Raw genomic sequence first — 22,320 nt, 5'->3', positions numbered from 1 at the left:
TATTACGTTAAGATATGAAGATTTTGAAAAGCATGTCTTCTTTTTCATCGCTTTTGTGGTAAAATAGTAAAAGAATTAAAAGTTTGGAGAATAAAAATGAAACGTTCAATGTATGCTGGGCGTGTTCGTAGTGAACATGTTGGTCAAGAAATCACTTTGAAAGGTTGGGTGTCCCGTCGTCGTGACTTGGGAGGGTTGATTTTCATTGATTTGCGCGACCGTGAAGGCATCATGCAGCTAGTTATCAATCCTGAAAATGTGGATAAAGAAGTCATGGAAATCGCTGAAAGTTTACGAAGCGAATATGTGATTGAAGTGACTGGAAAAGTAGAAGCCCGTACGCAGGCGAATGATAAATTGGCAACGGGAACTGTTGAACTACACGTGGAGAATCTGACAGTTCTCAATACGGCCAAAACGACTCCATTTGAAATCAAAGACGGTATTGAAGCGAATGATGATACCCGTCTCCGTTACCGTTATTTAGACCTTCGTCGTCCTGAAATGTTGGCAAATTTGAAATTGCGAGCTAAGGTAACACATTCTATCCGCAATTACTTAGATGAGCTTGAATTTATTGATGTGGAAACGCCGTTTCTTACTAAGTCAACTCCAGAAGGGGCGCGTGATTATTTGGTACCAAGTCGAGTGAACCAAGGTCATTTCTATGCTCTGCCACAAAGCCCTCAAATTACCAAGCAACTGTTGATGAATGCTGGATTTGATCGGTATTATCAAATTGTAAAATGCTTCCGTGATGAGGATTTGCGCGGAGACCGTCAACCAGAGTTTACACAAGTTGACTTAGAAACTTCTTTCCTATCTGATCAAGAAATTCAAGATATTACAGAAGGCTTGATTGCTCGAGTGATGAAAGAAACGAAGGGGATTGAGGTTACACTACCATTCCCACGAATGAAATATGATGATGCAATGGCTTTGTATGGAAGTGATAAACCAGATACACGTTTTGAGATGCTATTGCAAGACTTGACAGATCTTGTCAAGGGAATTGACTTCAAAGTTTTCTCAGAAGCACCAGCTGTTAAAGCTATTGTTGTGAAAAATGCAGCTGACAGCTATTCGCGAAAAGATATAGATAAGTTGACAGAGCAAGCAAAACAGTATGGAGCAAAAGGACTTGCTTGGGTGAAAGTGGCATCAGGTGAACTAAATGGACCAGTTGCTAAGTTTTTGAAAGGCTTGACAAGTGACTTGACAGATGCTTTACAGCTTGAAGACAATGATTTGGTTCTTTTTGTAGCGGATACACTGGAAATTGCCAATGCAGCACTAGGTGCTTTGCGTATACGTTTGGCAAAAGAGTTGGGCTTGATTGATGAATCGAAATTTAATTACCTTTGGGTTGTGGATTGGCCAATGTTTGAATGGTCGGAAGAAGAAGGTCGTTATATGAGTGCACACCATCCCTTCACTCTTCCACAAGCGGACACAGCCCATGAATTAGAAGGTGATTTGAGCAGGGTTCGTGCTATTGCTTATGATATTGTCTTGAATGGTTATGAATTGGGTGGTGGAAGTCTTCGTATTAACCACAAAGATTTGCAAGAACGAATGTTTAAAGCCCTTGGTTTTTCTGAAGAAGAAGCTACTGATCAATTTGGTTTCTTGCTAGAAGCAATGGATTATGGTTTCCCGCCACATGGTGGACTGGCAATTGGCCTCGATCGCTTTGTCATGTTGCTGGCTGGTGAGGAAAATATCCGCGAAGTGATTGCTTTCCCTAAAAACAACAAAGCAAGTGATCCAATGACTCAGGCACCAAGCATAGTTGACGCCAAACAACTTGAAGAATTAAGTTTACAAGTAGAAACTCATGAAGAAAAGTAAGATTTACAAACGATTGCGTTATTATTTGCGCCGTCTAGCCTATGATTTTAAGTTGATACGAGTACTTAAGAGTATTTCTCGTGAGAAATACGATGAAAAGATTTCTGCTTCGCTCATTTATGGTTTTCTATCTGCGGTTGCAGTGAATCTTTTCTTTCAACCGGGACATGTTTATTCAAGTGGTGCGACTGGATTGGCACAGATTTTAGCTGCTTTAAGTACACGTTTTTTAGGATTTACTATTCCTGTTTCTGTGACTTTCTACCTCATCAATATCCCGCTGATGATTTTGGCTTGGTATCAAATTGGGCACAAGTTTACGGTATTTACTTTTATAACCGTTTCCATGAGCTCGCTGTTTATCCAGTTTGTTCCTGAAGTGAGTTTAACAAATGACCCGATTATCAATGCCTTGTTTGGTGGGGTCATCATGGGAATGGGAATCGGCTTTGCTTTGCGTTCCAATATTTCCAGTGGGGGGACGGATATTGTCAGCTTGACGGTTCGGAAGAAAACCGGCAGAAATGTGGGAAATATTTCCTTTATGGTTAATGGCATGATTATGATCATTGCCGGTGTGACTTTCGGCTGGAAATATGCACTATATTCGATGATTACGATTTTTGTGTCAAGCCGTGTGACAGATGCAGTCTTTACTAAGCAAAAGAAGATGCAGGCGATGATTATTACCAGTCATCCCGAAGAAGTTGTTGATAAAATTCATAACAAATTGCATCGTGGTGCAACCATGGTTAATGGTGCAGAAGGAACTTACAATCATGAGAAAAAGACTGTTTTGATTACAGTCATTACGCGTGCTGAATTTAATGAATTTAAACATATTATGCGTAAAACCGATCCGCATGCTTTTGTATCGGTAGCAGATAATGTTCACATTCTTGGACGTTTCGTAGAAGAATAAAATATCAGATTGGTTTGTTTAGCCAATCTGATGTTTTTTGTTATATGACTTTCAGTCTGTCTCGTGGTTTTTAGTGCGAGACAAATAAAACAGATGTTACGATTATTTAAGTACGAGAACTTGTTTTGCAGGGACAGTACAGGAATCTTTGTTAGTATTGAGAGGAACGTCAAGGCTGATCTCTGGGTAGTTGATAAAAATAGCTTGTTTATCCTGATTTGGATAGCTAAATGCTTCGTTTCCAAAGTTAATGAGGATTGTGATTTGATCTTCTTTTTCTTTAATTTTATATTCAACCACAGAATCAGTTAGCCATTCGATAGAACAGTAATCTTTAATTTCTGTTCTTGTTTCCAAACTGAGGAGCGGATTTGCTTTTCTGAATTGGACTAACTGGCGAATAAAATCTACGTCTTTCTCATATTCAATGGAGCGTAGCCAATCAAGACGGTTGATGGTGTCTGGAGCATTATAAGTATTATCCATGAGGTTTTTACTGCGGAAAAACTCTTGCCCGCTATGGATGAATGGTACTCCCTGAGCTAACAAAGTAATATGCAAAGCGAGTCGTGCATCTGCTAACCGCTCATTTAGAGAGATATCTGGCTTTTTAATTGTAAAATAATCAAAAGCCGTTGCATCATCATGGCATTCTACGTAGTTGATAGCTTGCTGGGGTGCAATAAAATGTGCTGTTTCCGTTAATCCAACATTAGCCGTCAATACATTTTCTATTGTATCTATTGGTTTAGGATCTTGGATTTGACTGCCTTCTAAAATCGTTTCTTTGATTGTATTGCGGAAGTGGTCGCTGAAAAAACCATAGTTTGGTAATTGAGCGGCGTTGAATTGATGTGCAAGCCGATTGCTATCCAGTCCGGTAGCCATACGCCACCCTTCTCCATACAAATAAACATTTGGATAAAGAAACTTCAATTCCTCTGCAATCTGCTTCATGGTTTCCATATCTAGAATGCCCATGAGGTCAAAGCGGAAGCCATCCATTCCATAAAGAGTTAGCCATTGTTTGAGGGAATGCTTAATATAGCTACGAACCATTGCCCGCTCACTTGCCACATCGTTCCCACAGAAAGTCCCATTTGTCAAATTGCCGTTGTGATCGTAGCGGAAGAAATAGCCTGGGACGATTTTTTCAAAAGCATAGGCTTTAGGATCGTAGACATGATTGTAAACGACGTCCATGATAACACTAATGTCGGCTTGATGATAAGTAGCGATTGCTTCTTGCAATTCAACGATTCTTGTATAAGGATCATGTGGATTCGTTGCAAAGCTACCGTCAGGAAGATTGTATTGCATAGGGTCGTAGCCCCAGTTATACACGAGTTCTGTATGATTTTCATCAACGCTGCCAAAATCATACAAAGGCATGAGCTGAATGTGGGTTACTCCAAGCTGTTTGATGTAATCCATTCCTAAAGTATGCTCTTGCAATTGCGGAGACTCTGTTAGGGATTTGAATTTACCAGGGTAAGAAAACTCAGCTTCTTTTTGCATGGAAAAATCTCGCACACTCATCTCGTAGATAACAGCTTTTGTTATTGGAATTTGTGTTGCTGCTCGGTGAATTGGGCGAGTAATTTTCTCTGGATTGACAACATAACTAACGCCAGAATTGCTTTCTGAAGATAAGGCATAAGGATCGTGTACTTCCACCCAATGACCATTCACTTTGTGTAGATAGTAATAAGCCGCCCCATCAAAATCTCCAGAGACTTCTGCTTGCCAAACTCCTTTTTCTCCGAGCATCATTGGGTAAATGTCATTTTGCAAATGAAGCAATACTTGTTCAGAAATTGGTGCCCAAAGCTTAAAAATAGTTGCTTGTGGAGTATAATGAGCCCCTAAATCGCTTCCGTTGTAGGTAAATGTTTGGTCAAAAATCGGTTTTCTCACAATATGGCGAAATTGTAAGAAAGTTTTATTGCGATCTTGGTCGTAAATCCAATAATGACTGGTTAAATCTAACGGCTCAAGAGGAGCAAGACGGTATTGCACGAAGTTGTCATGTTCTCCTACAGCTCTTATCCGTAAAGTTTCTGCACGATCAACCGTTTCAATTGTAAATTGTAATGGTTCGGCATAAAATTGTTTTTCTAACTCAATAGTGATGAGACTTTGGTCATCTAAATAGGCTTGGAATGTTCGGAAAGTCATAAACTTCCTTTCTTTATCGTTCGATAATGCGATGTGGAATCAATTGGCGATAGCAAATTTGTCGATTTTCTTTGGTATCATTGATAATTTGTAGAATAGTCTTGAACGAAACCCGCCCTAGCTCTAATGTGTTAATGTCTACATAAGCTGTTAAATCAAGTTTGGGTTTAATAGAGTCAAAGGCTAGAGTGGGAACAGACAATTGATTTTCATTTAAATAATTACAAACTCCTTCTGCCAGCATACTGTCTGTTGTGATAATAGCATCAATTTTTGTATCATGACTGAGAAGGCGCTTGGTAAATTGATATCCTTTGTCTTCCAAAAATTCATTTGCAAAGGCTGTATTTTGAGGGTCAAGCTCTAAGTGATAATCCTCTAGTGCTTTTTGATACCCTTTATAGCGATCTTGCGTTACAAATAGTCTTTTGCTACCACCAATAAAAGCAATATTGTGGCAGTCTTTTTTGATAAAATATTCTGTTGCGTCATATCCAGCTTGGATATTGTCATTATCCACCAAAGGAATAAACGGAGAAAGCGATTTTCCTAAAATTAAGAAAGGAAATTGTTCTTCACTGACCATTTTCACTAGTGGATCATTTTCTTGAGAGTAGAGAAAGATGAGTCCGTCTACTCGTTTGCCAAGAACCATTTGGGAAATGGCTTCCATGCGCTCTTTTTCATTTTTCCCGGTTGCAATTTGGATAGCGTAGTGATGCTCGGAAGCCACCTGAGCAATTCCGCGGAAAACAGAAGGAAAGAACGGATTTTGATAAAAAGTGTCTGAATCATCAGGTAAAACAATCCCAATGACTTGTGTGTAACTGCTAACAAGACTACGTGCATTGAGATTAGGGTGATAATTCAATTCTTTCATAGCCTTGCGGACTCTTTTTTTTGTTTCATCGCTAATGCTGGATTTGTTTTGAATCACACGGGTAACGGTAGAAGGCGAAACTCCTGCCAATTTAGCAACTTCTTTAATAGTAACTCGCATAAAAAACCTCCTACTTTTTCATTTTTTCATCACGGAAATGTGTCCGATAGAAAATAATGACGAGATAAAGAACAAAAAGAATGTTTTGAATGGTAATCATAGTGGTCATGGCTTGACCGAACAATAACCCTACTGCAACAGCAATCAAAGTTGGCAATCCCAAACAGTTCAAAGCAAAGTGATAGCATTCTTTGACTGTTTTAAAGGAGAAGAGACGGGATTTTTTCGTTAAATAAAGGAAAAAAGTAGCACCTAGAAGGATAATAAAGAAGTTTAATGCCAATAGAAATCCTGAAATCAGAATCAAAAATAGACTGACTGTCACACGATTTTGTTGGAACCAGTCTTGAGAAATGGCAGCACTCAGAGCGGCTTTATCTTTCAAAGTAGCTTGATTAATATGCTGGTATTGAATTTCTGCTAGTTTTCTTCCTTTTTTACTAATAACCAATTGCTTTGGCTCAAAAGCAAGCGTTAACTTTTCTTCTAAGGTTGTATTCTCTTTTCCAAGAATGACAGTTCCCGTTTTGCTATTGTGAGTTGCTTGCTGGCCAGAATAGCTAAATTGATGATTTTCTATTTTAGCGTTCTCTGCAATATCAGCCATTGTTTCTTTTGTTAGCGAGTCAAAAACACCGTCTACAAAAGTGGTGAGTGGGTAACTTTTGAGTGAAGAATTTTGAATCGCAATTGGTATCATGGATAAGGAAATTAAAAAGACACTAGTGAAAATCAGCTGAAACCATGTCAGCAATTTCCGATTAGCAAAAGGCTTTTTAAAACCATAAATACTGGAAAAATAATTAAATGGATAAGGTAACATAAGCATTTCTTTCTAAAATTTATAATCAGGTGACGACCAATAAACTGTGTTTATTGGCTATCATACAACTATAAATAAAAGAGGGTGGGACAAGATTATCCCTTGTCGCCACCACTTGTTAAACCAGATACAAAGTTCTTTTGTAGGAAGAAGAATAAGATACAGATTGGCAAGGCAATCAAGATAGCACCTGCTGAGAAGTAGGCAATCTTCAAATTCTTCACATCACTAACAAAGGTTTGTAAACCAACAGCAACTGTATAGAATTCTTTTTCACGAAGTAAGAAACTAGATAAGATGTAGTCTCCGAATGGTCCCATGAAAGCCCAGAGAGCTTGTACAGCAATCATTGGACGAACGAGTGGCAGTACAATTTGCCAGAAGCGTCTGAAGTGACCAGCACCGTCCAATTTAGCGGACTCATCAAGCGAGATAGGCACAGTATCAAAATATCCTTTCATGAGCCAAGCGTTCATTGGGATACCACCGCCGACATAAAGGAAGATGAGGAACCAACTGTGGTTGAGCGCATTTAACATCAAAGCCATAACGAAGAAGGCGGTCAGGGCAGCCATTGTTGGCACCATTTGAATGATTAAGAAGAAGACCAGACTTTGTTTTCTAGCTAGGAAATTATAACGACTATAAGCGTAACCAGCTAGTACAACTATACTTGTTTGGATAATCATTGTCAAGATAGCAATGATTAAAGTGTTAAAGTACCAAGTCCCATAAAGAGTTTCAGTAAAAAGCTTGCTAAAGTTTTCTAGGCTAAAATTAATATCTGTATCTAGCTTAAACGCAAGGACATTCCCTGTCTTGAAAGCAGACATAATCGTAATCAAGAGAGGATAGATAATGATAATAGATAAAGCCACTAGATAGAAATAAGTTAAAAAGTGGTTTAAACGGCGTTTAAATTTAATAGAATTATTCATCTTACACATCCTCCATATCAAATGCATGTAGTTTCTTGAACGCAATCATGGAGATTGAAATCACAATAAGAGAAATGATAAGTGTTACCGCAGCAGCCATTGAGTATTGAGGAGCTGCACCTGTTGTTAAACGATAAATCCATGAAATGAGGATGTCAGTCGAACCTGCACCACCACCAACCGTACCAGGACCGCCATCATTAAAGAGGTACATGATAGAGAAGTTGTTGAAGTTGAAAGTATACTGACTGATGAGTGTAGGAGCAGCAACTGCTAAAATCATTGGGAAAGTGATATTGCGGAATTTTTGCCATGCATTTGCACCATCAATGTAAGCTGCTTCGTAAAGATCGTTTGGAATGGATTGCAAGATACCAAGTGTCAATACATAAATGTAAGGGAAACCAAGCCAACCTTGCATCATAATTAGAGCAATTTTAGTCCAGGTTGGATCTGTTTTCCAAGGAATCAGATGTCCATTTAAGAATGGCAATAGTTTACCAAGAAGCGGAATGACTTGGGTATTGATCGCACCGATACTATCGTTGAACATGTTACTGAAAGTTAAGATAGTGATAAATGCTGGGACAGCCCAAGGCAGTAGGAAGATAACGCCGAAAATGCGTTTTCCTTTAATAAATGGTTGGTTTGCAATAATAGCGGTAAAAATACCAATAACGATTTGGACAGTTGAGGCAGTCAGTGCCCAGATAATAGTCCAACCAAGAACGGCTCCAAAAGCAGAGCGGAAAGTGCTAAGTCGCCAAATATTAGTGAAGTTTGTCACGCCAACCCAATCCAAGAGCTTGGTTGGAGGCAAATGTTGGAAATCATAGTTTGTAAAGGCGATTAAAAGAGTGACCAATACAGGGAAAATGATAGCAAAAGTCATTGCAATATATGAAGGAATAATCAATAGGTAAGGAAAACCATTAGCGTAAATTCCTTTTAACATATCTTTGAAAGTCGTAGGAACTGGATAATCATTATTCCAACGTTTCGCAATAGTATAAGCATCTTTTAGATTGAGAGCATAAAAGATGAAATAAACAATGACAAGAATAAAGTGGAATGCACCACGAATCAGCATGAAAAGAGAGTTATCGCGTCCAGGCACCTCACCGAGAGTAAATAAGTTTCCTAACTCAGGAGCAGCAATGGCGAAAAAGTAAATCAAAAATAAGATGGTAACTCCTAAAAAGATAGCCCCTTTTGCTTTTTGTTTATTATAAATTTGCCCAAGTCCTGGGATGAGGGAGAGCAGCAATGCTTTACGTGGCTGTTGTTGTGTAGTCATCAGAGTCTCCTTTTTCTAAAATATAGAACTCGACTGGTGCTGCCAATCGAGTTCTATCCTACCTCAATCTGTTTTATTTTTTACCAAATTTTTGATTGATAGTATCTTTAATCAATTTAACGGCATCATTTACAGCGGTTTTAGTATCTTTTTTACCACTTACAGCATCAAAGAGCATACTTGCTGCTGGATCCCATACAGTACTCATTTCAGAGATATTTGGCATAGGTTGAGCAGATTGGAATTGTTTAATAACAGCTGAAGTCAATTCATCATTTTTTCCTTCAGCGTATTTACGAGCCTCTGTGTTTGCAGGTACTTCGTTTGTAGCATCATAGAAAGCTTTTTGTTGTTCAGTCGAAGTCAAGAAGTTAACAAACTTTTGAGCTGCTTTGGCATTTTTAGATCCTGCAGGGATGACCCAAGCTTTACCACCACCAAAGGTTTGATAGTTTTTACCATTTGGAAGTGTAGGAATAGTGGCAACACCATAGTTCACTTTAGCTTCTTTGAATGATGCGGCTTTCCAAGGGCCTTCAATGATAGCAGCTGTTTTACCTGATTGGAATTGAGTTTGAATTAAGTTTGCGGCACCTTTAGTATCTTGCATTCCTTTTGGCCATTTTGCATACCAAGTTTTAGCGTATTCAACACCTTTGATAGAACCGTCATTTGCAAGTCCAATGTCTTTAGGATCAGTACCGTTCTTACCAAAGACGTATCCACCATTACCCGCTAACAGACCATAAGTATAATAGAAGTTTGTCCAGTCAGCAAGGAAACCAGTTGTTTTGCCATTTTCGCTAGCAAAAGCATATTTGCTGTCTTTTGCAAGTTCTTCTAATTCAGCAAATGTAGTTGGAGCTTTAGAAACAAGGTCTTTATTGTAGTACATTACTAATGTTTCGATAACGGCAGGTGCGCCATAAGTCTTACCTTTTGTAGTTACGAGTGCTTTTGTTGTGCCATCAGTCATTGAACCTTTGTCAAGTTTCACTTCTGAAAGTTGACCGTCCGAACCGAGACTACCTACGCGGTCATATGGAGACATCATAACGTCTGGAGCCTTGCCAGATTGGTTGTCAAGTGAAAGATTTTCAAGACCTTTAAGTTGGTCACCTGTCTTAATAGTAACTTTTGTACCAGTTTCTTTTTCAAAAGCAGCAGCAGCTTTCTTCATGTAGCCTTCGTATTGTTTTTCTACGTAGGCTGTAATGTTCTTGCCGTCGCTAGAAGAAGAATTACTTGTTTTACTTCCGCAAGCTACTAAAAGCAAGCTAGCCAACCCTACAGTTCCAAGAACTGCAGCACTTTTCAACATTTTACGTTTCATGATTTATTCCTCCTAAAGAATAAAATAATAAGATAACAATTTAAAATAGTTTACGCAAACGTTTTCTTAAACTATACTTAGTATACCACAAACAGAAAACGGTTGCAACACTTTTTTTAAAAATCTTGAAAATTTTTTATTTTCCACTCCAAAAATCTTGATAAAATATAGAAGAAAATGATTCAATTGTCCAAAATATTTTAAAAATTTACAAAAAAACTAGAAAAATGGTTGCACACAGACCGGAATTAAGTTATAATCAAATCAACGCAAACGTTTTCGTTAAATGAATGCAAAATTTAACAGAAAAATTTATTGAGGTGATAAGATGAAAGAGCGTCAAAGTGGTGTTCTCATGCATATTTCTTCTCTTCCAGGAAAATACGGAATCGGCTCATTTGGGAAAAGTGCTTACGATTTTGTGGATTTCTTGGTAAGAACAAAGCAACGCTACTGGCAAATTTTGCCTTTAGGCACGACCAGTTATGGAGATTCTCCTTACCAATCATTCTCTGCATTTGCGGGAAATACACATTTTATTGATTTTGACCGACTGATTGAAGAGGGTCTACTTACTGAAAGTGATCTTGACGGTTTAGACTTTGGACAAGATCCAAGAAAAGTAGATTATGCGAAAGTTTTCAACAATCGTAGACCGGTTTTAGAAAAAGCTGTGAAACGTTTCTTAGAACGCGGAGATTTAGCGGCTTATGAAAAATTTGTAGCAGATAATGCGTCTTGGCTTGAAGTATTTGTTGAATACATGGCGATTAAAGAGCATTTCGACTTGAAAGCTTGGACGGAATGGCCAGATGCAGCGGTACGTCGTCGTGAAGCGTCTAGCTTGGCAACTTATCGCGAAAAGCTAGCTGATCGATTGACCTATCATCGTGTTACGCAATATCTCTTCTTCAAACAATGGTTAGAATTGAAAAATTATGCTAACGAACATCATATTGAAATCGTTGGCGATATGCCAATCTATGTGGCAGCTGATAGTTGTGATGTGTGGGCACAACCTCATTTCTTTAAAACAGATGCACTAGGTCAACCAACATGTGTAGCAGGATGCCCGCCAGATGAATTTTCTGCAACCGGTCAGCTTTGGGGAAATCCAATTTATGACTGGAAAGCAATGGACGAGGACGGATACAGTTGGTGGATTGAACGGTTACGTGAAAGTTTCAAGATTTATGATGTAGTTCGCATTGACCACTTCCGTGGCTTTGAATCTTACTGGGAAATCCCTGCTGGCTCCGATACAGCCGCTCTTGGTAAATGGGTTAAGGGACCTGACTATGCTTTGTTTAAAGCTGTGAAGGAAGAATTGGGTGAACTAAACATCATCGCCGAGGACTTGGGCTTTATGACCGACGAAGTAATTGTTTTACGTGAAAAAACTGGTTTCCCTGGTATGAAAGTGACTCAATTTGCCTTTAATCCAAATGCTGAAAGCATTGATAGCCCACATCTTGCTCCGAATAATTCTGTTATGTACACAGGGACACACGACAACAATACTGTTCTTGGTTGGTATCGTGATGAGATTGATGATGCTACACGTGAGTATATGGCTCAATACACCAATCGCAAGGAATATGAAACAGTTCCTCATGCAATGTTACGAACTATCTTTGCTTCTGTTAGCTTTATGGCAATTGCAACCATGCAAGATTTACTAGAGTTAGATGGTTCAGCTCGCATGAATTACCCATCAACTATCGGTGGCAATTGGTCATGGCGTATGACAGCAGATGAATTGGACCCTGTGATTGAAGCGGAGTTATACAGCTTGACGAAAACATATCGTCGTTTAAATAAAAAATTATTAAAGAAAGAGAATGAATTGTAACGTTCTTTTCTAGGTAGGAGAAAAAATGTCAAATTTACAAGAATTTATCCAACAAACTTATCAAAAGGAAATTGCTGAATGTAGCAATGAAGAATTGTATATTGCCCTTTTAAACTATACAAAATTGGCTAGTGCACAAAAGCCAGTTAATACTGATAAAAAGAAATTATATTACATTTCAGCAGAATTTTTGATTGGAAAACTGTTGTCAAACAACCTCATTAATCTTGGCCTTTATGATGATGTCAAAAAAGAGTTGGCAGATGCTGGTAAAGACTTGATTGAAGTGGAAGAAGTAGAATTAGAACCTTCACTTGGTAATGGTGGTTTAGGACGTCTGGCTGCTTGTTTCCTTGATTCTATCGCAACACTTGGTTTGAATGGAGACGGTGTGGGCCTGAACTATCACTTTGGTCTTTTCCAACAAGTCTTGAAAAATAATGAGCAAACAACAGTACCAAACTTCTGGTTGACAGAGCAAAATTGGTTAGTAAAATCAAGCCGTAGCTATCAAGTACCATTTGCTGATTTCACTTTAACATCAACTCTTTACGATATTGATGTGCCTGGTTACAAAACAGCTACTAAAAACCGTCTTCGTCTGTTCGACCTTGACTCAGTAGATGCAAGTATCATTGAAGATGGGATTGACTTTGATAAGACAGATATTGCTCGTAATTTGACTCTATTCCTTTATCCAGATGATAGCAATAAGCAAGGTGAATTGCTCCGTATCTTCCAACAATACTTTATGGTGTCAAATGGCGCACAATTGATTATTGATGAAGCGATTGAAAAAGGTAGCAATCTTCATGACTTGGCTGACTATGCTGTTATCCAAATCAACGATACACACCCATCTATGGTCATTCCAGAGATGATTCGTCTCTTGACAGAACGTGGCATTTCTCTTGATGAAGCAATCAATATCGTTAAGAATATGACGGCTTATACAAACCACACAATTCTTGCTGAAGCGCTTGAAAAATGGCCACTTGAATTCTTGGAAGAAGTTGTTCCACACTTGGTTCCAATCATCAAAGAATTGGATAAGCGCGTGAAGGCTGAATACGCAGATCCAGCTGTTCAAATCATTGATGAACACGATCGTGTGCACATGGCTCACATGGATATTCACTATGGATATAGTGTCAATGGGGTTGCTGCTCTTCATACAGAAATCTTGAAAAACTCAGAACTCAAAGCCTTTTACGACATTTATCCAGAAAAATTCAACAATAAAACAAACGGAATCACCTTCCGTCGCTGGCTCATGCATGCAAATCCACGCTTGTCAAATTACATTGATAGCTTGATTGGCCGCGATTGGCACCATGATGCTTCAAAATTAGAAGACTTACTTGAATTTTCTGGTAAGGCTGATGTGAAAGCTGAACTTGAAAAAATCAAAGCTCACAACAAACGGAAATTAGCTCGTCACTTGAAAGAGCACCAAGGTGTTGAAATCAATCCTGAATCAATCTTTGATATCCAAATCAAACGTCTTCACGAGTATAAACGCCAACAAATGAATGCTCTTTATGTCATTCACAAATACTTGGATATCAAGGCCGGAAACATTCCTGCGCGTCCAATTACAGTCTTCTTTGGTGGGAAAGCTGCTCCAGCATACACGATTGCGCAAGATATTATTCATTTAATCCTTTGCTTGTCAGAAGTAATTGCTAACGACCCAGAAGTTTCTCCGTACTTGCAAGTCGTTATGGTTGAAAACTATAATGTAACAGCAGCTAGCTTCTTAATTGCAGCCGGTGACATTTCTGAGCAAATTTCCCTTGCTTCTAAAGAAGCTTCAGGTACTGGTAACATGAAATTCATGCTAAATGGTGCTTTAACGCTTGGTACGTCAGACGGTGCGAATGTTGAAATTCATGAATTAGTTGGCGATGACAATATTTATATCTTCGGTGAAGATTCTGAAACAGTTATTGATTTGTATGCCAAAGAAGCTTATAAGTCAAGTGAATTCTATGCTCGTAAAGCAATCAAACCGCTGGTTGATTTCATTGTCAGCGATGCTGTTCTTGCAGTTGGTAAGAAAGAGCGCTTGGAACGACTTTACAATGAATTGATCAACAAAGACTGGTTCATGACGCTTCTTGACTTGGAAGATTATATCGAAACAAAAGAACGCATGTTTGCGGATTATGAAGACCGTGATGTTTGGCTTGAAAAAGTTCTTGTCAATATTGCAAAAGCAGGCTTCTTCTCTGCTGACCGTACGATTGCTCAATATAACGATGAAATTTGGCATTTGAACTAGTTCAATAGCGAATAGGCCCCTTGATTGGTAGTTGAGGGGCTTTTGTTTGAAAAAAATAAAGGACACTAGTGAAACTTTTGTTTATTTTTGTTGCCATTTTTGACTGCGTACGTTATAATAAATAAAACTGAAAACTTTTTCACAACGAGGAGGATTATTGTGAAAAAACGACCAATTTATCTATATGTCTTGCTGACACTATCAGCCATTCTATCATCTTTTACATTTGTAGGAACCTTTTTTGGCAGTGAAAAAATAACGAATACAAGTTCTTATAAAGGACTGTCTGAAACGGTTGTGAAGCAAATCGTGGAAGTAACTGAAAGAAGTCTTGTCTTTCTTCATAATATTCCGCATAAAATATTAGTTGTCCTTTCAATTTTATTGTTGATTGCTGCTATTGTGTTTATCGTCAAGAAAAACATTTTATACGCTAATTTTGCCTATATTGCTTATGTGTTATTAGGAATTATTGGGACAATTTACAATTATATCGGTGGTATGCCACTCAACAATCTTTATAAGGATCAAACGATGCGTGCCACAGCAATCTCATCGACAAGAGTTTTGACCATTATTTATTTTGCATTTAATATTCTTTTCCTTGTTATTGTCTTTTTCAAGATGAAACGGCAGCAACAAGACTTAGCAAAAGAAGAATTACAATAGTTGACAAAACATATCTATCAGCTTAAAATTTTAAGAGAATGATAGATGTGTTTTATTTTTAGAAAGTGAGAAAATATGAAGATTTCCTTAGTTTATATTAGCTTAAGTGGCAACACAGCGAGTTTTATCAAACGTTTGTCTGCTTTTTTGCAAGAGCGACATGAAAATGTTGAGATTGAGCAGGTGGATATAAAAGATATGGTGAAAGAGGAGCGACCATTTTACGCCATGTCTCAGCCCTTTGTAGCCTTTTTGCCAACCTACTTAGAAGGTGGGAATGGTTTGGATAATGGAGATGTGGAGATTCTTACCAATGATTTAGGTGACTTTATCGCTTTTGAAGAAAATTACAAACGCTGTTTTGGCATTGTTGGTAGTGGTAATCGTAATTTTAACAACCAATATTGTTTAACAGCTAAGCAATATGCAGAGCGATTTGACTTTCCAGTCTTGGACACATTTGAACTTCGTGGCTTGAATGAAGATGTCAAACGAATTGGTCTGAAAATTGAAGAATTATACGGAATGTAATAAAAAATCCTATCGTTGTAAATACCGATAGGATTTTTTGATAGGGTTAGAAAATTACATTTTTTCTGGAGCATCAATGCCGAGAAGACGAAGAGATTCTTTTAGAACAACAGCTGTTGCGTAGCTGAGAGCCAGACGGCTGTCACGTTCAGGGCTTTCGTCCAAGATACGAGTGTGTGCGTAGAATTTGTTAAATGCTTGTGCAAGACTGATCGCATATTTTGCAATGAGTGATGGGTCATAATTGTCAGCTGCACGTTTGACAACACGGGCAAAATCTTGTAGCAGTTTAATGATTTCCCAACTTTCAGCATCATCTAGGCTGTATGTTGCTTCAGCACTTGGCCTGAAGTCAGCTTTGCGAAGGATTGATTGGATACGTGCATAAGCGTATTGGATGTATGGACCTGTTTCTCCTTCAAAGGATACCATGGCTTCCAAATCAAAGTCGTAACCGTTGCGACGGTCTGTTTTTAAATCGTAGAATTTAACAGCTCCTACCCCGACAGCACGAGCAACAGCCTCTTTGTTTTCAAGGTCAGGATTTTTGGCTTCAATTTGTGATTTAGCACGACTGATAGCCTCTTGGAGAGTTGGCTCAAGAAGGATGATATTTCCTTTACGTGTAGACAATTTTTGGCGGTTCTTTGTTACCAATCCAAAGTCTACGTGAATCATATCATCGCTCCAGTCAAATCCCATCTTCTTCAAAACGGCTTTTAATTGTCTGAAGTGATTAGCTTGTTCTTGACCTACAGCATAAATGTTTTTAACGAAGTTGTAAGTGCGAGCACGGTACATAGCTGTCGCAATATCACGTGTAATGTAAAGTGTTGCTCCGTCAGATTTCTTAATCATAGCTGGTGGCAGATTAACATCATCAAGGTTGACAATGCTAGCTCCTTTAGACTCTTCCAACAATCCTTTTTCTTCAAGGATTTTGATGCCTTCGTCCATCTTGTCATTATAGAAGGCTTCACCAGCCAGACTATCGAATTCAACGCCAAGCAATTTGTAGATACGGTTAAATTCTTTCAGGCTTTCGTCGCGGAACCATTGCCATAATTCAGTAGCTTCAGGATCACCGTCTTCTAATTTTTTGAACCAGAGGCGACCTTCGTCATCAAGTTCAGGATCTGTTTCGATTTCCGCATTGATACGAACGTACAGTTTTAGTAATTCATCAATTGGATTTGCTTCGACGGCTTCTTTGCTGCCCCATTTTTTATAAGCCACCATTAAAAGACCGAATTGTTTTCCCCAGTCACCTAAGTGATTGATTTTAATGGTGTTGTAACCCAATTTACGGAAAATATTAGAAAGAGCATCACCGATAACGGTTGAGCGCAAATGACCAACTGAAAATGGTTTTGCAATGTTTGGACTGGAGAGGTCAATGGTGATGTTTTCTCCATTTCCTTCATTTTGCTGACCATAGTTATTTCCTTCTTTTACAATTTCTTTGATAACTTGAGCTGAAATTTTTGATTTATCAAGGAAGAAATTAACATAAGGACCAGTTGCCACTACTTTTTCAAAGTTTGTTGAGTCAATTTTTTCTGCAATATCTGTTGCAATCGCTTGAGGCGCTTTTCGTTCTACTTTCGCTAAAGAAAAGGCAGGAAAAGCAATATCACCTAAATCTGAGCTTTTGGGTTTTTCTAGTAAATTTAAAATAGCGTCTTGGTCTAAGCTGTCAATGACCTTAGCCAGTTCACTTGCAATCAATTGTTTATTATCCATGGTTTCTCCTTTGGTCTTTTACTAGTATTTTAACATATTTTTTGACGAATCTTCAATTTTTTTGGTATAATTTTGAGTATAAATATACATTATTGAGGATAAAATGAAAAAGAGTGAACGTCATAAACTAATTAAGCGAATGATTAAGGAAGAAAAACTGAGTACACAAAAAGATATTCAGGATCGTTTAAAGGCACAAGGCATCATTGTAACACAGACAACCCTCTCTCGGGACTTACGTGAAATTGGATTGACGAAAGCCAAGAAAAACAATGAAGTTTATTATGTTTTAGCAGATGAAACAAATAAAATCGATTTGGTTGAGTTCTTGTCTTATCATGTAGAGGGTGTTTCTCGGGCGGAATTTTCCTTGGTTCTTCATACTCGCTTAGGAGATGCTTCTATTCTGGCTAACTTTGTGGATGCCAATAAAGGTGAGCTGATTTTAGGAACGGTAGCAGGGGCTAACACGCTCTTAGTTATCTGTCGTGATACAGCAGCTGCAAAACAAATGGAAGAGCAGCTCCTTGAGAAAATGGATTAAGAGAATGAATGATGAGGCTGGGACAAAGAGCTCAGCTTCCTTTGTTTATGTAGTCAACAAGACGCAGTAGCTGATTGCTCAACAGTCTCCCAGACTGTTGAGCAACCCTGCGGAGGTGAGACTACGAACTGAAAATTTTCAAGATGAGTTCTGTCCCACTCCCAGCTATGCGGATGTGGGACGATGAAATCAAGTTTCTATGCAACTATTGATTTCTATCCCACTCTTATCACTATTAACCAACAGAAAGGATGAGAATGACAAAAGAAAAACTATCTCCAGGAATGCAACAGTATTTAGATATAAAAAAAGATTATCCAGATGCTTTTCTGTTGTTTCGCATGGGAGATTTTTATGAATTATTCTATGATGATGCGACCAATGCGGCACAGATTTTAGAGATTGCTCTGACTAGCCGCAATAAAAACTCGGAGAATCCAATCCCAATGGCAGGAGTTCCTTATCATTCGGTGCAGCAATACATTGATGTCTTAATTGAAGCAGGCTATAAAGTTGCGATTGCAGAGCAAATGGAAGATCCTAAAAAAGCGGTTGGAGTAGTCAAACGCGAAGTAGTACAGGTGATTACGCCGGGGACAGTAGTTGATTCTTCAAAACCAGACAGTCAGAACAACTTTTTAGTGGCTTTGGATAAGCTGGCAGGTATATATGGGCTGGCTTATATGGATGTGGGAACAGGTGAATTTCAAGTTACAACTCTCAGTGATTTTAACATGGTCTGTGGAGAAATCCGAAACCTACGAGCGCGTGAAGTGGTCATAGGGTATGAATTGCCTGAAATGGAGCGTCAAGTATTGGAGACTCAAATGAATCTCCTTTTATCGCAAGTAGAAACTACATTTGATGATGTTCAGCTACTAGGAAAGGACTTGTCGCCGCTAGAGCACCAAGTAGCTGGAAAGTTATTAGAGTATGTTCATAAAACGCAGCTACGTGAGCTTAGTCATTTGAAACAAGTTCATCATTATGAAATCAAAGATTTCTTGCAGATGGACTACTCAACTATGGCAAGTCTGGATTTAACAGAGAATGCTCGGACAGGAAAGAAGCACGGTAGCCTTTATTGGTTGATGGATGAGACCAAGACAGCTATGGGAACGCGATTGTTGAGAGCGTGGATTCAACGTCCGTTGATTGATAAAGAGCGAATCGTCAAGCGGCAGGATGTAGTGCAAGTCTTTTTAGATCATTTCTTTGAGCGCAGTGACTTATCAGACAGTCTCAAAGGAGTGTATGATATTGAGCGTTTAGCCAGTCGGGTTTCATTTGGCAAGACCAATCCGAAAGATTTATTACAACTTGCTGCGACATTGAGTCATGTACCACAAATTAAGGGAATTTTAAAAGGAATTGACAGCCCAGTTTTGGAAGATTTGATTGCTAAATTGGATGAAATTCCTGAATTGGCGGCCTTGATTCAGTCGGCAATTTCATCGGATGCTCCAAATGTCATTACAGAGGGTAATATTATTAAAACAGGTTTTGATGAAACTTTGGACAAGTATCGAGTGGTCATGCGAGATGGAACGAGTTGGATTGCAGATATTGAGGCGAAAGAAAGAGAAACTAGTGGAATTAACAACCTGAAGATTGATTACAATAAAAAAGATGGTTATTATTTCCATGTCACCAATTCCCAGCTTGAACACGTTCCCAGTCATTTTTTCCGCAAGGCAACTTTGAAAAATTCGGAGCGTTTTGGTACGGAAGAACTGGCTCGTATTGAAGGCGAGATGTTGGAAGCGCGTGAAAAATCAGCTAATTTGGAATACGAGATTTTTATGCGCATTCGTGAGGAAGCTGGTAAATATATCAAACGCCTGCAATTCTTGGCGCAAACTCTGGCAACAGTTGATGTGCTGCAAAGCTTTGCAACTGTAGCTGAAAAGCAACACTTTGTGAGACCAGAATTTATTGAGCAGCGCTCTATCCAAATTGATAAAGGGCGGCATGCGGTTGTAGAAAAAGTTATGGGTGCACAAACCTATATTCCTAACAGCATTTCAATGGACGAGAATGTTAATGTTCAGCTAATTACAGGTCCAAATATGAGTGGGAAGTCAACTTATATGCGGCAGTTAGCAATCATTGTGATTATGGCTCAAATGGGCTCTTATGTTTCAGCTGAAAGCGCTCAATTGCCGATTTTTGATGCAATCTTTACTCGAATTGGTGCAGCGGATGACTTGGTTTCTGGACAATCAACCTTTATGGTTGAAATGATGGAAGCGAACCATGCTATTTCTCAAGCAACAGAAAATTCACTCATTCTTTTCGATGAGTTAGGAAGAGGAACAGCGACCTATGATGGTATGGCGCTTGCTCAGGCGATTATTGAGTATATTCACAATCGGACAGGCTCCAAGACACTTTTTGCGACTCACTATCACGAGTTGACAGAACTGTCAACTAGCTTGACACAACTAGAAAATGTCCATGTAGCAACCCTAGAAAAAGATGGTCAAGTAACATTTCTTCATAAGATTGAAGTTGGACCTGCTGATAAATCTTATGGGATTCATGTAGCAAAAATTGCAGGTTTGCCAAATGATTTGTTGACAAGAGCGGATCAAATATTGACACGATTAGAAAGCCAAGCAAATGAGAAGTCATCTCTTGGCATCTCTAATACATTGCCTGCGGATGCTCGTGAAAAAAATCAAGTGGCTGAGCAGATGTCTTTATTTCCAGAAATAACCGAATCACCTATTTTAGACGAGTTACGTCAGTTGGACATCTATAACATGACTCCAATGGAAGTGATGTTGGCTGTGGCAGAGATGAAGAAGAAACTTTAAAATGTTGAAGCTATAGTGGGTGTGGCTGGCTAACAGTCTACTTTGCTGAAATGTCATACCAGAATTGCAGCTAGGGTCTAATCTTCAAACCACAACAATTTAGTAAGCTATGATTGTTTTCTATCAATCTGCATTTTTAGTTGGGTTCAAATAACCGCCGTGAGTTTTTTCACAGCGGTTATTTCTTGCTATTTGCATTGTTCCTTTAAGTGATGATTGATTTTCTCAATTTTCTTTTTAGTCAGATAAGACAGGATTGCCCAAAGGATAAGATAAACAACAGTAAATTCCAAAATCAACTGTAAGATGAAAATGGGTTCACTTGGAAACCAGCCAGCTAAAAGAGCTAAGGGAATGAATCCTAGAATCATAAGCCCATAGTGACAGATAGTTGCTTTGAGGATGCTCCAATCTTTTTTGAAAAGCTCTTTTCCTAAGCTAAAGAGCAAGCCGATTAGACCCCATATTACTGCGCAATAGAGAACGACTAAGGCGCCGTGAATATGATGCTGTTCCATCCAAAGACCAACTGCTGAATAAGGGTTGAGCGGATGATAGACAGGTGCAAAAAAGTAAGAAAAGATGACGGATAAGAGGAGTCCGATAACAATGCCTCCTAGAGCATCTCTGAATAATGTTTTTTTCATAGTTGTAATTTCTCCTTTATAGCTTTGAGATAACGGCGAGATGAATACGTTATCTGACCGTTTTTCATTGCAATCTGAATCAGACCGCTGCCAGTCAATTTCAGATGATCAATCTGTTTGATATTGATGATTTCAGATTGGGAAATCTGTAGAAAATCAGTGGGAAGCAATTCCAAAACTTGATAAAGCGGAAGCCCTAAGAGATAATTGCCTGTCGCTGTTTCAGCCCAAACTTGGCGGTTTTCAATATAAACCCGCTGAATTTCAGCAGTATCTAATAGGTAAATCTCTTCCTCTTTTTTGGCTCGAATAACTTTGTTTTTACCGAGTTGTTGAGCAAATTTCATCAATTGCTGAATGGCATCTGACAAAGCCGGTGCTTCGATAATGACTTTTTCCTCTGAAAACTTTTCGTCAATATACAATTGCACTTTCATAAACATCCCTTCTTTCCAGATGTTGGTTTGTTGCTGATTTTCGTTCATACCAAGAGGTCACTAACTACCTCCCTCTTCCTAAATCTATTAAACATTATTTTGACGAGGAAAACAAGGGCTTTTACCTAAGTGGTTGCTTTACTTGTCTATTTGGTCTTTTCGAGGAAACGATGTGTGTTCCCCTCACACCAGACTTCTGATAGAAAAACAGCTTTATGTTATAATGATAGCTAGAATACTTACGGAGAAAACTATGTCAAAAATTATAGAACTAGGAAATAGATAGTTTTACAACTCATTGACAGCTCTTAACCGTTGGTATTTCTGGGTTTTATCAATATTATGTAATATTAGAAGTTGTTAGAAAATCCTTAAAAGTCCACAAAAAGGTGAACAAAAAATGGCCTTTACAGGTCATTTACAATATGAGTTCAGCAGGCAAGAACTGGCGT

The 22,320-nt window shown here is 38.6% G+C and carries 17 protein-coding genes; 8 read left to right on the top strand and 9 right to left on the bottom strand.

The annotated features are described in order from the left end of the window. Positions 1-96 precede the first annotated feature (96 nt). Positions 97-1,851, top strand: coding sequence for an aspartate--tRNA ligase (gene aspS, locus SanJ4206_RS09435; protein WP_022525224.1), 1,755 nt, complete (start codon positions 97-99; stop codon positions 1,849-1,851). Then, positions 1,838-2,773, top strand: a complete 936-nt coding sequence (locus SanJ4206_RS09430; protein ID WP_003027823.1) for a YitT family protein — start codon at positions 1,838-1,840, stop codon at positions 2,771-2,773. Before aspS ends, SanJ4206_RS09430 begins: the two co-directional genes overlap by 14 nt. A 102-nt stretch (positions 2,774-2,875) precedes the next feature. Here the strand turns inward: SanJ4206_RS09430 and pulA are convergent, their stop codons facing one another. The 6 genes from pulA to SanJ4206_RS09400 all read right to left on the bottom strand — a co-directional run bounded on the left by pulA (position 2,876) and on the right by SanJ4206_RS09400 (position 10,342). After that, positions 2,876-4,951 carry a type I pullulanase gene (pulA, locus tag SanJ4206_RS09425; protein ID WP_003027821.1) on the bottom strand — a complete coding sequence of 692 codons (2,076 nt, stop codon included), beginning with the start codon at positions 4,949-4,951 and terminating at the stop codon, positions 2,876-2,878. A 13-nt stretch (positions 4,952-4,964) separates the two neighbouring features. Next, positions 4,965-5,951: a LacI family DNA-binding transcriptional regulator gene (locus SanJ4206_RS09420; protein ID WP_003027820.1), complete on the bottom strand. Its 987-nt coding sequence runs from the start codon at positions 5,949-5,951 to the stop codon at positions 4,965-4,967. A gap of 10 nt (positions 5,952-5,961) precedes the next feature. Next, positions 5,962-6,774: a hypothetical protein gene (locus tag SanJ4206_RS09415; protein WP_022525223.1), complete on the bottom strand. Its 813-nt coding sequence runs from the start codon at positions 6,772-6,774 to the stop codon at positions 5,962-5,964. A 95-nt stretch (positions 6,775-6,869) separates the two neighbouring features. Continuing rightward, positions 6,870-7,712, bottom strand: a complete 843-nt coding sequence (locus SanJ4206_RS09410; protein ID WP_003026676.1) for a sugar ABC transporter permease — start codon at positions 7,710-7,712, stop codon at positions 6,870-6,872. Between the two features lies 1 nt (position 7,713). Further along, on the bottom strand, positions 7,714-9,009 hold the full coding sequence (locus SanJ4206_RS09405; RefSeq protein WP_003027817.1) for a sugar ABC transporter permease: 1,296 nt from the start codon (positions 9,007-9,009) through the stop codon (positions 7,714-7,716). 73 nt (positions 9,010-9,082) lie between these two features. After that, on the bottom strand, positions 9,083-10,342 hold the full coding sequence (locus tag SanJ4206_RS09400) for an extracellular solute-binding protein (RefSeq protein ID WP_022525222.1): 1,260 nt from the start codon (positions 10,340-10,342) through the stop codon (positions 9,083-9,085). A gap of 328 nt (positions 10,343-10,670) precedes the next feature. On the opposite strand from SanJ4206_RS09400, the gene malQ reads away from it, so the two are divergent. The 4 genes from malQ (at position 10,671) to nrdI (ending at position 15,678) form a co-directional block, all read left to right on the top strand. After that, positions 10,671-12,194, top strand: a complete 1,524-nt coding sequence (malQ, locus tag SanJ4206_RS09390) for a 4-alpha-glucanotransferase (RefSeq protein WP_003027815.1) — start codon at positions 10,671-10,673, stop codon at positions 12,192-12,194. A 25-nt stretch (positions 12,195-12,219) separates the two neighbouring features. Further along, entirely contained in the window at positions 12,220-14,478 is a 2,259-nt protein-coding gene (gene glgP, locus SanJ4206_RS09385) for a glycogen/starch/alpha-glucan family phosphorylase (protein ID WP_003027814.1), read from the top strand. Positions 14,479-14,637: 159 nt separating this feature from the next. After that, entirely contained in the window at positions 14,638-15,147 is a 510-nt protein-coding gene (locus SanJ4206_RS09380; RefSeq protein WP_003027812.1) for an ABC transporter permease, read from the top strand. Positions 15,148-15,222: 75 nt separating this feature from the next. Beyond that, entirely contained in the window at positions 15,223-15,678 is a 456-nt protein-coding gene (gene nrdI / locus SanJ4206_RS09375; RefSeq protein ID WP_003027811.1) for a class Ib ribonucleoside-diphosphate reductase assembly flavoprotein NrdI, read from the top strand. Positions 15,679-15,732: 54 nt separating this feature from the next. Here the strand turns inward: nrdI and argS are convergent, their stop codons facing one another. Further along, positions 15,733-17,421 (bottom strand): arginine--tRNA ligase, encoded by a 1,689-nt coding sequence (gene argS / locus SanJ4206_RS09370; protein WP_003027810.1) that lies wholly within the window; start codon positions 17,419-17,421, stop codon positions 15,733-15,735. Positions 17,422-17,524: 103 nt separating this feature from the next. On the opposite strand from argS, the gene argR reads away from it, so the two are divergent. After that, on the top strand, positions 17,525-17,965 hold the full coding sequence (gene argR, locus SanJ4206_RS09365; protein ID WP_003027809.1) for an arginine repressor: 441 nt from the start codon (positions 17,525-17,527) through the stop codon (positions 17,963-17,965). A 257-nt stretch (positions 17,966-18,222) separates the two neighbouring features. Next, positions 18,223-20,784, top strand: a complete 2,562-nt coding sequence (gene mutS / locus SanJ4206_RS09360; protein WP_022525220.1) for a DNA mismatch repair protein MutS — start codon at positions 18,223-18,225, stop codon at positions 20,782-20,784. Positions 20,785-20,972: 188 nt separating this feature from the next. Here mutS and SanJ4206_RS09355 read toward each other — a convergent pair whose 3' ends face one another. Both SanJ4206_RS09355 and SanJ4206_RS09350 read right to left on the bottom strand, forming a co-directional pair. Further along, positions 20,973-21,431: a DUF3021 domain-containing protein gene (locus SanJ4206_RS09355; protein ID WP_003027807.1), complete on the bottom strand. Its 459-nt coding sequence runs from the start codon at positions 21,429-21,431 to the stop codon at positions 20,973-20,975. After that, positions 21,428-21,868: a LytTR family DNA-binding domain-containing protein gene (locus SanJ4206_RS09350; RefSeq protein ID WP_022525219.1), complete on the bottom strand. Its 441-nt coding sequence runs from the start codon at positions 21,866-21,868 to the stop codon at positions 21,428-21,430. The genes SanJ4206_RS09355 and SanJ4206_RS09350 overlap by 4 nt, the downstream gene beginning before the upstream one ends. Positions 21,869-22,320: the final 452 nt, after the last annotated feature.

This window comes from Streptococcus anginosus, assembly GCF_001697145.1.
GTDB lineage: Bacteria > Bacillota > Bacilli > Lactobacillales > Streptococcaceae > Streptococcus > Streptococcus hominis.
Note: the sequence above shows the minus strand (reverse complement) of the source record. Positions and strands in the feature narration are given on the sequence as shown.